The organism is Rhodococcus ruitaii (genome assembly GCF_055230935.1).
On sequence record NZ_JBUYWC010000007.1, the window covers coordinates 1 to 14,267 of the forward strand.

Annotated in this window: 14 protein-coding genes; 8 read left to right on the top strand and 6 right to left on the bottom strand. The window is 64.1% G+C overall.

Features of this window, described 5'->3' with window-relative positions; translation table 11 throughout:
- On the top strand, positions 1-1,867 hold a 1,867-nt coding region (gene dnaE / locus ACZI8W_RS09715), incomplete at its 5' end, for a DNA polymerase III subunit alpha (RefSeq protein WP_463368288.1).
- A gap of 6 nt (positions 1,868-1,873) precedes the next feature.
- Here dnaE and ACZI8W_RS09720 read toward each other — a convergent pair.
- On the bottom strand, positions 1,874-2,128 hold the full coding sequence (locus tag ACZI8W_RS09720) for a hypothetical protein (RefSeq protein WP_463368289.1): 255 nt from the start codon (positions 2,126-2,128) through the stop codon (positions 1,874-1,876).
- Positions 2,129-2,203: 75 nt separating this feature from the next.
- Entirely contained in the window at positions 2,204-2,350 is a 147-nt protein-coding gene (locus tag ACZI8W_RS09725) for a hypothetical protein (RefSeq protein WP_463368290.1), read from the bottom strand.
- A gap of 604 nt (positions 2,351-2,954) precedes the next feature.
- On the opposite strand from ACZI8W_RS09725, the gene ACZI8W_RS09730 reads away from it, so the two are divergent.
- From ACZI8W_RS09730 to ACZI8W_RS09755, 6 genes are all read left to right on the top strand, one after another.
- A complete protein-coding gene (locus ACZI8W_RS09730) occupies positions 2,955-3,941 on the top strand; it encodes an alpha/beta fold hydrolase (RefSeq protein ID WP_463368291.1) in 987 nt (328 codons plus the stop codon).
- 264 nt (positions 3,942-4,205) lie between these two features.
- Positions 4,206-4,490 (top strand): hypothetical protein, encoded by a 285-nt coding sequence (locus ACZI8W_RS09735; protein WP_463368292.1) that lies wholly within the window; start codon positions 4,206-4,208, stop codon positions 4,488-4,490.
- A 75-nt stretch (positions 4,491-4,565) separates the two neighbouring features.
- Positions 4,566-5,024 (top strand): hypothetical protein, encoded by a 459-nt coding sequence (locus ACZI8W_RS09740; RefSeq protein WP_463368293.1) that lies wholly within the window; start codon positions 4,566-4,568, stop codon positions 5,022-5,024.
- Positions 5,025-5,348: 324 nt separating this feature from the next.
- Complete coding sequence (locus ACZI8W_RS09745) at positions 5,349-6,092, top strand: class I SAM-dependent methyltransferase (protein WP_463368294.1); 744 nt, start codon at positions 5,349-5,351, stop codon at positions 6,090-6,092.
- A 224-nt stretch (positions 6,093-6,316) separates the two neighbouring features.
- Positions 6,317-7,453, top strand: a complete 1,137-nt coding sequence (locus tag ACZI8W_RS09750; RefSeq protein WP_463368295.1) for an alkaline phosphatase family protein — start codon at positions 6,317-6,319, stop codon at positions 7,451-7,453.
- A gap of 87 nt (positions 7,454-7,540) precedes the next feature.
- Positions 7,541-8,524, top strand: coding sequence for an alpha/beta hydrolase (locus ACZI8W_RS09755; protein ID WP_463368296.1), 984 nt, complete (start codon positions 7,541-7,543; stop codon positions 8,522-8,524).
- Positions 8,525-8,542: 18 nt separating this feature from the next.
- Here the strand turns inward: ACZI8W_RS09755 and ygiD are convergent, their stop codons facing one another.
- Complete coding sequence (ygiD, locus tag ACZI8W_RS09760) at positions 8,543-9,382, bottom strand: 4,5-DOPA-extradiol-dioxygenase (RefSeq protein ID WP_463368596.1); 840 nt, start codon at positions 9,380-9,382, stop codon at positions 8,543-8,545.
- 22 nt (positions 9,383-9,404) lie between these two features.
- On the bottom strand, positions 9,405-10,253 hold the full coding sequence (locus tag ACZI8W_RS09765; protein ID WP_463368297.1) for an alpha/beta hydrolase: 849 nt from the start codon (positions 10,251-10,253) through the stop codon (positions 9,405-9,407).
- A 273-nt stretch (positions 10,254-10,526) separates the two neighbouring features.
- Between ACZI8W_RS09765 and ACZI8W_RS09770 the strand changes: the two genes are divergently transcribed.
- Positions 10,527-12,188, top strand: coding sequence for an ABC-F family ATP-binding cassette domain-containing protein (locus tag ACZI8W_RS09770; protein ID WP_463368298.1), 1,662 nt, complete (start codon positions 10,527-10,529; stop codon positions 12,186-12,188).
- A gap of 51 nt (positions 12,189-12,239) precedes the next feature.
- Here the strand turns inward: ACZI8W_RS09770 and ACZI8W_RS09775 are convergent, their stop codons facing one another.
- Together ACZI8W_RS09775 and ACZI8W_RS09780 are read right to left on the bottom strand one after the other, a co-directional pair.
- A complete protein-coding gene (locus ACZI8W_RS09775; RefSeq protein WP_463368299.1) occupies positions 12,240-13,070 on the bottom strand; it encodes an HTD2 family dehydratase in 831 nt (276 codons plus the stop codon).
- Positions 13,071-13,096: 26 nt separating this feature from the next.
- Positions 13,097-14,257, bottom strand: coding sequence for an iron-containing alcohol dehydrogenase (locus ACZI8W_RS09780; RefSeq protein ID WP_463368300.1), 1,161 nt, complete (start codon positions 14,255-14,257; stop codon positions 13,097-13,099).
- Between the last annotated feature and the right edge of the window lie 10 nt (positions 14,258-14,267).

Genomic DNA, 14,267 nt, shown 5'->3' on the forward strand with positions numbered 1-14,267 from the left:
GGATTATCCGTCGTGTGAGGCCATTGGCCTGTTGAAGATGGATTTTCTGGGTTTGCGCAATCTCACGGTCATTGGTGATGCGATCGACAATATCCGGGACAATCGGGGGATCGAACTCGACCTCGACGCTCTCGAACTGGATGATGAAGCTACCTACGCGATGCTCGCTCGCGGCGACAATCTTGGTGTCTTCCAGCTCGATTCGGCGGGTATGCGTGAGCTTCTACTCAGGATGGCGCCGACCGAGTTCAACGATCTCATCGCATCGAACGCACTCTACCGGCCCGGTCCGATGGGGGTCGGGGCTCACTGGGCATACGCGGACCGCAAGAACGGCCATGAGGCCGTGACACCGATCCATCCGGAGCTCGACGAACCGCTCCGCGAGATCTTGGGCGAGACGTACGCACTGATCGTCTACCAGGAGCAGATCATGCAGATCGCTCAGAAGGTAGCTGGGTACTCGCTCGGCCAAGCCGACCTGCTGCGCCGCGCGATGGGCAAGAAGAAGCCAGAGGTGCTCGCCGCCGAGTTCGAGAACTTCCGCAACGGTATGCGCGCCACCGGGTACAGCGATGAAGCAGTCACCGCTCTGTGGGAGGCCGTGCTGCCGTTCGCCGGCTATGCCTACAACAAGTCACATGCCGCTGGCTACAGCCTGGTCATGTACTGGACCGCCTACCTCAAGGCCAACTACCCAGCCGAGTACATGGCCGGCCTGCTCACGTCCGTCGGCGACGACAAGGACAAGACGGCCATCTACCTGGCGGACTGCCGTAAGCGGGGTATCACGGTGCTGCCGCCGGATGTCAACGAGTCGGTGGTGAACTTTGCTTCCGTCGGCGAGGACATCCGATTCGGTATCGGCGCGGTCCGCAACGTCGGCGCGAACGTGGTGGGCTCGATCATCTCGGCCCGCACCGAGAAGGGGAAGTTCACCGACTTCTCTGACTACCTGAACAAGGTCGACACGGTGGCGTGCAGCAAGAAGGTCACCGAGTCGCTGATCAAGGCCGGCGCCTTCGATTCCCTGGACCATCCGCGCAAGGGCCTGTTCCTGGTGCACGTCGACGCGATCGACGCGGTGATGGGCACCAAGAAGGCGGAGGCTGTCGGCCAGTTCGACTTGTTCGGCGGCGGCGGCGGCGACGACGCCGACGAGTCGATCACGTCGGTGTTCGACGTGAAGGTGATCGACGAGGAGTGGGACACCAAGCACAAACTCGCGCTCGAACGCGAGATGCTGGGCCTGTACGTGTCGGGTCATCCCCTCGACGGCATCGCAGCAGCGCTCACATCGCTCACGGACACCTCGATCGCAGCCGTGCACGCAGGGAAGGTCCGTCACGGCGAGAAGATCGTGATCGGCGGCATCGTCGCATCGGTCGACCGCCGTGTGAACAAGAAGGGCGAGCCCTGGGCAATTGTCGAGGTCGCGGACCTCGACGCTGCCACCGAAGTGCTCGTCTTCTCCTCGACCTACACCAGCTTTCAGCACACTCTCACCGAGGATTCCGTCTTGCTCGTCACCGCGAACGTCAACATCCGCGAGGGCAGGACCTCAGTCGTCGCCGTCGATATCTCCACGCCCGTCTTGGGGAATGGCGGGCAGTCCTCGGCCCCGATCACCCTCACCCTCCCACTGCACGCGTGCACACGACCCAACGTCGAAGCTCTTCGTGACGTCCTGCATCGTCACCCTGGGGAAACCGAGGTGCAGATAGTTCTCACTGGAAGTGCAAGGACGACGCGGTTGGCAATCGACCCGCAGTTCCGAATCCACAAGACTCCAGCCCTGTTCGGAGATCTCAAGGCCCTGTTTGGGGTCAACTGTCTGACGGCATCTGCCGCTGCAGGGCATGCGTAGGACGGGTCAGCGGGCTGTCACCCGAGTGGTCTTCGACGATCCAAATCTGATCAGCACAACTGGGCTGGTACCGAGTACTCGATGAACATCGGCCAGGGATGCTCCTGCCGAACGAACCGCTGCCTGGTCGGTGATGTCCAACCAGTCCCCGGACAGCTCCGGAAGGACGGTGACCGACAGTGCACCTGTCGGTCCGTCGAGCGAGGTTCGCGTGCTCCCGTTGACCGCTGTGATCGGCGCTGCGACCGGAATGTTGACCATTTCACCACCAGCGTGCCCTGGGTGCTCTGCACCCAGGTGATCGCGTTGTGGTCGCTGATCACCATGCGAGAGCCGCTAAGTCGCGGTGATGTCCCACGTCGCCGCAAGTACTGTCGAGATCCAGTTTTCAGCTGCGGCGAAGCTGTCGAATCCGAATCGTTCCCGGAGCGCATTTTCCGGATCGACTGTTTCCCACAGCATGGACAGTCTCGGTGACAGCATCGTTCGACTGTAACCAGGCGCTCGGCGCAGTCCGCGAGGGGATGATGTACTCGAGGCCGCGCCGCAGGCCTCATCACCAGGAGGCTGCGATCCGCTCCACGTTCCTGACCGCATCCGGTGCAGCTGGAACGGAGGCGGGCAGGGGCGTGTTATCAGTGCAGATCAACACCCTCGGTTCTCGCTGACTCTTCCGAGCCGCCGGTGAGCAGGGTTATCGTCCATGGTGTATCTGCGACGACGGAGGTCTGATCGTGTGTGGCCGCTATACACGCACCAGTAGACTGGGAATTATTCGACTGGACGTATCCCTGGTGCAGGTACGCCGCCTGGAACGGCAGATCGCGAAGGCCACTGTGGCGCACCATGGAACGGATACTTGATCGGACTGGTGCATCATCGCCACTGGACCCGAGCGAAGTGGGTCTACGACGCGCGAGAGAATGATCCTGTCCCCGACCAATATCATTGGATAGGTTGTTTGCATGACGGACGCCTCGGGCTCGATCCGATGACCATGGACGTTCAACCGGGAGATCAGGTCGACGACGTCCCGAGCGGCGGGGCTGGTTCGGAAGGTCGGAAGCTGCGACGTCGATTCCTTCGCGTGATCACATGGATGTTCCTCGGGGTGGTTGCGATCGTCGTCGTCGGCGTCGCAGGGTCGACAGTCTTCCACTGGTGGCAGACGCCCCGCGACAAGCATGCCATCGAACAGGCCATCGGACTCGTGCACCGCTACGTCGATGTGGACGGACATCGGATGAGCGTCGCGGTCCAGGGTTCCGGTCCGCGAACCCTTGTTCTCATGCCTGGATTGGGCACACCCGAACCGATTCTCGACTTCGCCCCATTGGCGCAGCGCCTCGCTGAGCAGAACACAGTGGTCACCATCGAGAACTTCGGATTAGGTCTGAGCGAAGGCACCGACGCACCTCGAACCAGCGAGGGCATCGTCAACGAGATCCGTTCTGCACTCACGACTCTAGGATTGGATGGGCCCTATGTCCTGATGCCCCATTCGATCTCCGGACTGTATGCGATGTGGTGGGCCACGAATCTTCCTGACGAGGTCGCTGCCGTGGTCGGGCTCGACGATGAGCGTTACACGACCGAACTTGCCGAGGGCACGCCGGAGTGGCCGGGCTGGATGTCCACCGTCACTGCTTTGGGCGGTGTCCGTGACCTGATCGCCCTGGATACACGCACCGATTATCTGGGACTTGCAGCTGACTACCGGGAAAGCCTCGGCGACGCCGACGAATACACCCTTGAACAGCAAGAATTGTATCTTCGGGCGTACTCGTGGGTGTTGAACTCGACCATGCTCGCGGAGACTGCAAGCGAAGCCGAGAACGTACGCGCAATCGAAGGGGCGACCTTCCCGTCGGCGATGCCGGCCATGTCTTTCTTGGCCTCGTCGTCGCTGACTGCGGACCCGGAATGGGAGTCCTCGCACGACGCTGCGATCAGCAACCCGTCCATCCAGCGGGTCACGGTGCTGGATGGGCACCACTATCTGTTTCATGCGCAGGCGTCCACGATTGCCGAGATGACACAGAAGTTCCTCGACGATCACGTCCCGGTGTCCTGACGCTTTGAACGGCTGCGCAGTGTCAGGCTGAACGGGCTTTTCAATGCACTCTGAGCGTGTCGCGACCGATCGAGGATGAGGGGTGTGGAGATGCACCTCGAGGTGATGCTTGGACGGTTCTGGCGTCCGGATGCTGGGCTGCCGGCTCGGATTATTCACAGGGTAACGCGACACCGGGTTTCGGAACCGCGAAAAGTGCTCCAACTCAAGGATAATGGGGTTTTTCGAAGACACCAAGATCCACGGAACGGACGCACTTCTCAGATGCAGACTATCAACTGGTCCCGAGGTCTCGACATCGAAGTCCGCGGCAACGACGTCATCTCCCGCGCTGGGAGCGTGATCACCCGGATGCTCGCCGACCGCACTGGCCTGACCAGCGTATTGTCCGACGCGATCACCCGGCCGGATGTGGTGCACGACCGCGGACGGGTGTCCGTGAACCTTGCGGTCGCCATCGCGGACGGCGGCACTTGCATGTCCGACATCCGGATCCGCGGGTCCGCAATCGCCATGAGGCGCGTCAGGTATGGGTACCGGAAGCCCTGACGACCTCGGCGAGCGGAAAGATTGGGTCTGGCCAGGCCGTTCCCTGCGCATAATGAACTGATGGTGAGGTGTGCGATGACGGTAATCGACGATCGGCCGACCTTGCGCTACGACACGTTCACGGAGAGTCGTGAACACCTGTCCGAGGTGATCGATGCCGCTCAGGATGGACTGATGGTCTGCGTACAGCGGGGGAGGTCGCGCAAGCATGCTCAGGACGGGCCGGTCTCGGTGGTGAAGACCGCGGTGCTCCGAAGCATTCTCGAGACACTGGTTGTCGTGGATTCCGAGTACGAGCCCAGCGATGGGCTGTACACCGTCGCCGTCACCGGGTACCCGCTGGCCACCGAAGGCGAGTCGTGGTCGGACGCCGTGGGTGAACTGGTGGACGACATTCGCGTGTATTGCGATGACTGGGTGTCGCGGCTGCGCCATGCTCCGAACCACGAGAGTAATGTCCCGTTGGTGTACATGGCTCAGGCAATGACCGACGCCGAGTTGCACGAGTGGTTGATGAAGCGGGTCGGTGGGTAGGTTTTGGCCCGTCGCATCGCATAAGGATCATCAGAAGTTCTGCGAGGCCGAGGGGTGGACCTGCACCTCTCATGCAGGTACCGGCGGGAAGAGCCCGGATCACTATCGCTACGAATTGGTGCTTGGTGACGGGCGGATACTACGCACCAAGATTTCCCATCCCATCAACAAGCGGGAGACCTACGGTGTCGCGTTGTGGAAGAGGATCCTTCGTGACCAACTGTGCGTGACGGAGGAACAGTCTGGGCGTGCGTCAAAGACGGAAAACTCCCTGCGCGGTAGGTGATCGCCAACTTGTTGCAGCCGAAGTGCATCATGGTCCGTATGAAGGACGGACATACGGTCAGCGAGACCGAAAAGCAGCCGCGATCCAACGACTACGACGCCTTCGCTGTTGCCTACTCGGCCGAGAACGACGACAGCCTCGCCAACGCGTACTACGAAAGGCCCGCCATGCTGGCCTTGGCTGGTGATGTGGCGGGCCGCAGGATCCTCGACGCAGGGTGTGGATCTGGCTCACTCAGCTCCGCCCTCCGCGAGCGCGGTGCGACCGTCACGGGGATCGACGCCAGTGCCGGAATGCTCGACCTCGCGAGGCAGCGACTCGGCAACGGCGTCAATCTGCGCGTAGCCGACCTGAACGACCCGCTGCCGTTCGACGACGGCGGGTTCGACGACGTAATCGCTTCGCTGGTGCTGCACTACCTCGAGGACTGGGGCCCGACGCTGACCGAGATGCGGCGCGTGCTCCGGCCTGGCGGCCGCCTGTTCGCGTCCGTCGACCACCCGATCGTCGCGTACGCCATCCAGGAGCCCCGGCCGGACTACTTCGCCAGTACCAGCTATGAGTTCGAGTGGGAGTTCGGCGGGAAGCGGGTTCCGATGCGATTCTGGCGCAAATCGATGCAGCAGATGCTCGACGCCTTCGCGTCGGCCGGGTTCCGCCTCACGAGCATCACCGAGCCGCAGCCGTTACGAGAAGCCCGCGACCTGTACGCCGAGGGTTTCCCCCACTTCTCCACTGCGCCCGGGTTCCTCTTCTTCGCGCTCGAGGCAACCGTGGAGTAGCCCACCCCTTACCGGTCCGCGAATAACCTGGATGACCTCTTCAGTCGGCTGTACGCCACCGTAGGAGCGTTCAGCGTCGGACTGGGTACCGGCAGGTGAAGGGCGCGGCGTCCTTGGGGTGCTCGACAGCCACATAGAGAAAGATGTCTCACTGTGGGGGCCGTGATTGTTGGCGTGGCGAGCGGAAAGAGACGGCCGGGGTGAGTCCGGTCCATACTCGGAGTATGAGCCTGCCGCTGCGCGACGTGTACGACGAACCCACCCTCGCCGACCTCCTGCCGTCGGTGCTCGCCTCTGCGGGTGTTGCCGGCGAGATGAACCGCCTCGGACTTGCCGAGTGCTCCCGGACCGTCGTTCTGCTCGTCGACGGGATGGGCTGGGAACTACTGCATCGGAACGAGAAAGCGGCGCCGTTCCTCACCTCCGCCCCCGGGCACTCGATCCGCGCCGGGTTCCCCACCACCACTGCGGTGAGCATCGCCTCTCTCGGTACTGGCCTCCCGTCAGGTCGCCACGGCATCACCGGCTATCAGTCGTACGTCGACGAGATCGAAGGACCCGTCAACTGGTTGCGCTGGACTCTCGCGGGCACCGCGATCGACAAGCGCGATGAATTGGTCCCGGAGGACGTGCAACCGCACCCGACAGCGTTCGAGCGTGGCACTGATGCGGGCATCGCCGTCACCACCGTCGTGCCGAGGCATTTCGACGGCAGCGGCCTGACCCGCGCTGTCCTGCGCGGTGGCACGTTCGTCGGGGTCTCCGCCTATGGCGACCTGCTTGCCCGCGTGGTGTCGGCGATCGGTGCCGACGAGCGTAGCCTCGTCTACTGCTACCTCGGCGAGGTCGACACGCTCGGCCACGTGTACGGGCCTGAATCGGATGCGTGGCTCGCGCAGCTCACCGTCGTCGACCGGTTCGTCGAGCAGCTTGCCTCGGCGCTTCCCCGCGACGCGCGACTTCTCGTCACCGCAGATCACGGCATGATCGATGCCTCCCGCGGGCGCCGCGTGGACTTCGATCACACTTCGGGCCTGGGTGAGGGCGTGAGCGTCATCGCCGGTGAACCCCGCTGCCGACACGTCTACACCGACAGCGTCGGCAAGGTGCTCGAACGCTGGCGAAACGAACTCGGCGACGACATGTGGGTCGGCACCCGCGACGATGTGCTCGCCGCCGGCTTGTTCGGGCCCGAGCCCACGCCGACGCTCGTCGGACGCATCGGCGACATCGTCGCGATCGGGAAGGGGGAGTCGTCCGTCATCCGCACAGACGGGGAGCGAGTGATGTCAGAATTACCAGGTCAGCACGGTGCACTCACCGACGACGAACTTTTCGTGCCACTTCTGCGTCTCCAGTGACAGGTCGAGTGTGGTAATCCGCAAGACGGGCCTCGACGTGTGCAACGTCGCGTACCCGCCACCCGATTTGTCCCATAGTGTGTGCACATGAGCTCCAGTGCTTCTGTGACCTGGCACGATCGGACGAGTCGGATCGCGTTGATCCTTCTCTGGGTGGTTCGGATCCTCGTCAAGCCGATCCTGAGCATCTGGCCGAGCAACGACTTCGGTATCGGTCTCCTCGGCCGGCTCTCGTGGGTGGTCGACAAGGTCACCCCCAGGCCGCGGTCGGTGCGGATCGTCGACACCGATCTCGGTGGAGTGCCCGGCGAGTGCATCATCTCGCCCAAACCCGTCGATGATCCCCTCGAGGGCGCCACCATCCTGTATTTCCACGGCGGCGGTTTCATCTTCTGTGGACCGTCGACGCACCGACAGCTGTGCGTGCAACTTGCGCTCGATTCGGGGGCGCCTGTGTACTCGATGGACTACCGGCAGGTCCCGGCGGTCCCGATTGCGGGATCGGTCCACGACGCGATGAATGCGTACGCTGCCCTGCTCGAGGTTGCCGCCGATCCCACCCGGATCATCGTGGGCGGCGACTCGGCCGGTGGGTATCTAGCCGTCAAGGTCGCGGAGATCGCTGCTCGACGCGGACTCCAACGACCTGCAGCCATCATCGGCTACTCGCCGCTGCTGAGCCTGGACCTCGACGACTCCGACCACGATCTCGAGTACATGAAGAAGGACGCCTACCTGCCGATCGAGGCGCTCGAAAAGCTGCGCCCGCGCTGGCTCGCGGGGCAGGAAGCGATCGAGGGCGAGATGAACCCCGTCGATGCCGACCCGACACATTTCCCTCCGATGTTCCTGTGCGCAGCAGAGTTCGAGCTGACCCGCCCCGACGTCGAGGACATGACAGAGCGCCTCGGCGAGGCTGGACGCACAGTGGAAACACACCTGTGGCGCGAGCAGATCCACGCGTGGCCGGTCCTCGCGCGAGCATTGCCCGAAGCGAGGGAACTGATCGCGTTGAGCACCCGATTCGCGCGGCGTGCCGTCGTCGCACTCGACGACGGCCGTGCCGCCTGAGTAACTATGCCTGATCCGCTATGTGTTCGACGGATCCATCGAACCAGCAAGCCTCGCGCCGTGCCCGCTGTTCTCGGCGTCGGACGGGCACTCCACACCTGCGGTATATGCCGTCATCGACAACGACCCGTAGTCGACCCCGTCGACGAGGACGTCCGGTTGTTCCCCGGACGCGGCGAGCAGACCTGCGAAATACAGCATCGGCAGGAAATGGTCCGGCGTCGGAACGGCTTTCGCGAAATCCTGATGCTCCTGCAATGCAGCGGCATCACCGGGTCGGTCACGCAGTAGTTCACCGGCAGCCTCGTCGAAGCGCCGCGCCCAATCGAAACCCTCGGTGGGCTTCGTCCGATCCATGCTGCGGAGGTTGTGCACGATGTTGCCGCTGCCGACGATCAGCACACCGGCATCCCGCAGTGATGCGAGCGACGCCCCGAGTTCGACGTGGTATTCGAGCGGCTTGTACGCGTTGAGGCTCAGCTGTACCACCGGCACGTTTGCCTCAGGGAACATGTGGGTGAGCACCGACCACGTGCCGTGGTCGATGCCCCACGAATCGATGTCGTCGCCCACCCATTTCGGGCGGGCGAGGTCCGCGATCTCCTCGGTCAGCTCGGGGAGACCGGGCGCCGGATACTCGACGTCGAACAACTCCTGTGGGAAGCCGAAGAAGTCGTGGATCGTGCGCGGTGACGGCATCGCGGTCACTGCGGTTGCGTTGATGAACCAATGCGCCGAGATGGACAGAATCGCGCGCGGTGTCGGCATCGACTTCCCGAACGCGGCCCACGCGCGGGTGTACCGGTTCGATTCGAGTGCGTTGAGCGGGCTGCCGTGGCCGATGAATGCGATGGGCATGCGAGTGGTCATCGAGCGTCACTCACCTTTCGGGGGAGATACGAGGGCGTAACCACTCGACGAGATCTCCCAGCACCCTGTCGTTCTCGGGCTCGTTGAACACCTCGTGGAACAGCCCGTCGTACAGCTTCAAGGTCAGATCCTCCGAGCCGGCCCGGTCGGCGATCAGCTGCGACCCGGCTGGGTCGGTGAGTGCGTCTGCCGTGCCGTGCTGGACCAACACCGGCAGTGTCAATGACGACAGCCGACTCTCTATGCTCTCCTCGTTGACGATGAGGACACGCGCGATTCCTGCGGGAACCAACCCGTGGTGCACAAGCGGATCGGCCTGGTACGCCGCGACGACCACCGGATCGCGCGACACGGCGTTGCTGTCGAGCTTCTGTACCGGCAGGTCGGGGAGGAAGCGGCCGATCAATTTACCGATCTCCACGACGATGCTAGGGGTACCGGACGTGACGATCACCGCGGGCCCGGACAATGCGAGCGCAGTCAGGCGATCTTGGTGGTCGAGTGCATACGCCAACGCGATGGCCCCGCCCATCGAATGACCGAGCAAGAAGACCGGCAGACCGGGATAGGCCTGCGTTGCGATATTGAACAATTCGTCGAGGTCGTCGGTGAAATCCGACATTTCCCGAGCATGCAGTCGTTTTCCTCCCGAGCGGCCGTGGCCGCGATGGTCGGGCGCGAACACCACCACGCCCAACTCGGTCAGGCGCTGAGCGACGTGGTCGTAACGACGGGCGTGCTCGCCGAGGCCGTGCGCGAGCACCAACACTCCGGTGATCTCTGCGTTGTCGGGCGACCACAGGTCGTACACGATCCGAGTGCCGTTGCCCCCGCTGAACGAGGACTCGGTGTGCTGCATGGGCGTCTCCTGCCGGGTAGTCGACCTGCCGTCCTCCGCATCCTTGCACGCCTGCTCGTGCCCGGTCGGGATAAATCGATTGACCTCGGGCCATACATACGTATCCTGGACGACGTGATTCAAGCGCTTATTTTCCACTGACGACGCAGGCCCCGCGACCCGTGATGTAGCCGGGCGGGGTCGACGTGTGTCCCCGGCCGTCCACACGGCCGTTCGTCAGAAGCGCAGTCCCTTCGAATTCTCGTGGGTGACGCGCCTCCGTTCGGAGGAAGAATGACCATCACCATTACCTTGCCCCAACGCGCGAGTGCACAACTCGGCGCGATCGACGTTCACATCGCACGCGGTGGCCATCCTGTACTGCAGGGTGTCGACCTTGCTGTGACGCCCGGTTCGAGGCTCGGTGTCGTCGGCGACAACGGTCGCGGCAAGACGACACTGATCAATGTGCTCGCGGGCCGGCTCGAACCCGACCAGGGCACGGTGCGGTGCTTCGGGTCGCTCGGTGTCGCTGGGCAGGAAATGACTGTCACCGAGAACCGCACCGTCGGCGACCTCATCGACATCGAGCTCGTCCACGTCCGGGAGGTGCTGCGCCTGCTCGATGCGGCAACAGTCGCTCTCGCCGACGAGGAACCCGGTGCGGCGGACGCGTATGCCGATGCCCTCGACGCAGCCGAACAACTCGACGCGTGGGACGCCGATCGGCGCGTCGATTCCGCCCTCGAAGCGCTGGGGGCGGTGACCGACCGGTCGCGTCTACTCGCCGCGATGTCGGTGGGGCAGCGCTACCGCGTCCGGCTGGCCGCCTTGCTCGGCGCCGAGCACGATTTCCTGCTTCTCGACGAGCCGACCAACCATCTGGATGCGTCGGGGCTCGAGTACCTCACCGGACGGCTGCAACAGACCCGCAGCGGCGTAGTCCTCGTCAGTCACGATCGTGCACTCCTGACGGATGTCGCGACGTCGATCCTCGACCTCGATCCCAGTGCGGACGGCCGTCCTCGCCTGCACGGCGGGGGATACACCGGATATCGCAAAGGTCGTGACGCGGAATACGGGCGGTGGGTCGATCAGTACGCGCGTCAGCAGGCCGAGCATGCACGTCTCGCGGTCGACCTCGAGGCAGCCCAGGACCGGCTCGTCACCGGATGGCGGCCGGACAAGGGCACCGGCAAGCATCAGCGTGCCACCCGTGCGCCTGCGCTGGTGCAGTCGGTGCACCGGCGACAGGACGCGCTCGACGAGCATGCGGTGACCACTCCACCACCACCATTGAGATTCTCGATGCCCGCACTCGGCGCTGAGCTCGACGGGCTCGATCGTGATGAGCCGCTGATCCGGGCCGAGGACGTCACGGTGTCGGGGCGGCTGGTCACGCCTGTGTCGTTGTCTCTCGGTGCGGGGGCCCGGCTCGTGGTGGCCGGGCCGAACGGCGCAGGGAAGTCGTCGTTCCTCGCTGTGCTGGCGGGTGAATTGGCACCCACCTCGGGTGATCTGGATATCGCGGAGCTCGTGAGAGTGGGGCGACTCGCTCAGGAGTCGCCCGCTCCCTCCGTGTCACGGGTGCGCGAGGTGTACGACAGGCACATCGGCGCGCTCATGTCGTCCGGTACAGTGCCGGAGGGAGAATCGGTGGCACTCGAAGATCTGGGACTGTTCACCGAACACGATCTGGAGCAACGAGTTCGAGACCTGTCGATGGGGCAGCAGCGCAGGCTCGATCTGGCGTTGGTGCTCGCGTCCCGCCCGCATGTTCTGCTCCTCGACGAGCCGACCAATCATCTGTCGATCACTCTCGTGGACGAGCTGACCGACGCGCTCGGCGCGACCGACGCGGTGGTCGTCCTCGCGACACATGATCGGCAGCTGCGACGAGACATTGCCGACTGGCCGCATCTCGCGCTGAACGGCCGGCTGGACGGCGGAGCGTGATGAGCCGGGGATGCATAGACACAGTTCGACTCCTCAGTACCACACGGTAATTCATGCGAACTGGGCTTCGGCCTGCATGGCCAGGGCGCCATCGTGTCGGCGTGCCCACAGGTCCATGGTGTCGCCGACCAGAGACCCTTCGATGTGAAAAGGTTCATCCCCCGCAATCGGTGCGAGGCCGCGGAAGCTGAACCGACTCGGCGCCCTGCCGACCGTGCGGACAGCGAGGTCGACCAGGAGCGTCGCGGTCAGCGGGCCGTGGAAGACGATTCCGTCATAGCCCTCCACTGATCGCGCATAGTCGACGTCGTAGTGGATCCGGTGTCCGTTGAAGGTCAGTGCTGAATACCTGAAGAGCAGAACTGGCGTGGGGCGGATGGTTTCGGAGACCTCCGCATCGCCGGGAGCCTGCTTCAGCGGCTGCGCCTTCGCGTCCGGTGCTGGGTCTTCACGGTAGACGATGTCGTGTTCTTCGGTGAGGGCGAGCGTATCGCCGGAGAAGATCTCGTGGCGGACGGTGACGAAGCACAGTTCTCCGGTACGGCCGTGCTTCCTTTCGATGCCGGCGATCGTCGACTGCTTCCTGACGGAATCACCGAGCTGTAGTGGAGCGTGGAATGTGAAACGTCCTCCGGCCCACATCCGTCGGGGGAGCGAGACGGGCGGCAGGAAGCCTCCTTTGGCGGGATGGCCGTCGCGACCGAGCTCGCCGGAAGGCTTCGCCTCGAGGAAGTACAGCCAGTTCCACAGCGGAGGTAAGGGGTCGCCCTCGTTCAGGTCGGGCGTGCGGCCGAGTGTGGCCTGCATGAACCGAGCGGGCTGAACCCGCAACGAATCAGAGTGTTGCTCGGTGCGTCCCAGCCACTCGTTGAGATCGGGCACGGTGGTCTCCTTGAATGTGCAGTCAGTCAGCCATAGACCTGGGCGTAGAGGTCTCGGATCTCCGCGTCGGTGGGGACCAGCGGGTTGTTGTTCGGTGACCCGGACGCCAGCGCCTGTTCGGCCATGAGCGGAATCAGTTCGTCCCATCGAGCTTTGTCGATGCCGTAGGCCTTGGGGGTGGGGACCTCGACGTCGCGGCACAGTTCGCGCAGTGCTGCGACGAGCTTGTTCGAGGCGGTCGTGTCGTCGTCTTCGATTGCGGCGACGCCGAGTGCGCGGGCGCAGTCGGCATAGCGGGCTGCGGCGGCGACCACGGAGAAGGCGGTGACTGCGGGAAAGAGCATTGCGTTCGACAACCCGTGGGCGACGTGGAAGTGCGCACCGATCGGGCGGCTCATGCCGTGTACGAGTGCCACCGACGAGTTGGAGAACGCGATGCCGGCGTGGGTGGCTGCGAGCATCATCTGCTCACGGGCCTCGACGTCGTTGCCGTCGGCATAGACCCGTCGCAGTACCTTGCCGATCGTGCCGATGGCGATGAGGGCAAGGCTGTCGGAGAATGGGTTCGCTTTGCGGCTGACGTACGCCTCGATGGCATGGGTGAGGGCGTCGACACCGGTGTCGGCGGTCAGTCGCGGCGGCATCGACAGTGTCAGTTCGTAGTCGATCACCGCGGCGACCGGAAGAAACGCCAGGCCGGGACAGAGCATCTTCTCGTCGTTGCTGCTGTCGGTGATGACGGTGAACTGGGTTGCTTCCGAACCACTTCCGGCTGTGGTGGGCACGGCGATGATCGGGAGGGCAGGCCCGACGTTGTTGCGCGGGGCCTTGTAGTCGCGCATCTGCCCGCCCTGCCGCCCGAGGATGCCGAGTGCCTTCGCGGTGTCCATCGGGCTGCCGCCGCCGAGCCCGATGACGGAGTCGGCGTCGTGTTCGGCGAGTGCAGCGACACCCGCGTCGAGGGAGTCGGTGGTGGGGTCGGGCACGGCGTCTGCAAACAGGCGCGCGGTGGCGCCGGCGGCGTCGAGATTGTCGAGCATCTTCTCGGCCGCGCCGGTGCCGACCTGGAACGAATCGGTGACCACGAGTGGGCGGGACAGGCCGAGGCTCGCGACGACGTCGCCGATCTCGCGGACGGCTCCGCCGCCGATGCGCATGATGCGCGGCAGTGCGATGGGTGCAGTCATGCTCGGATCA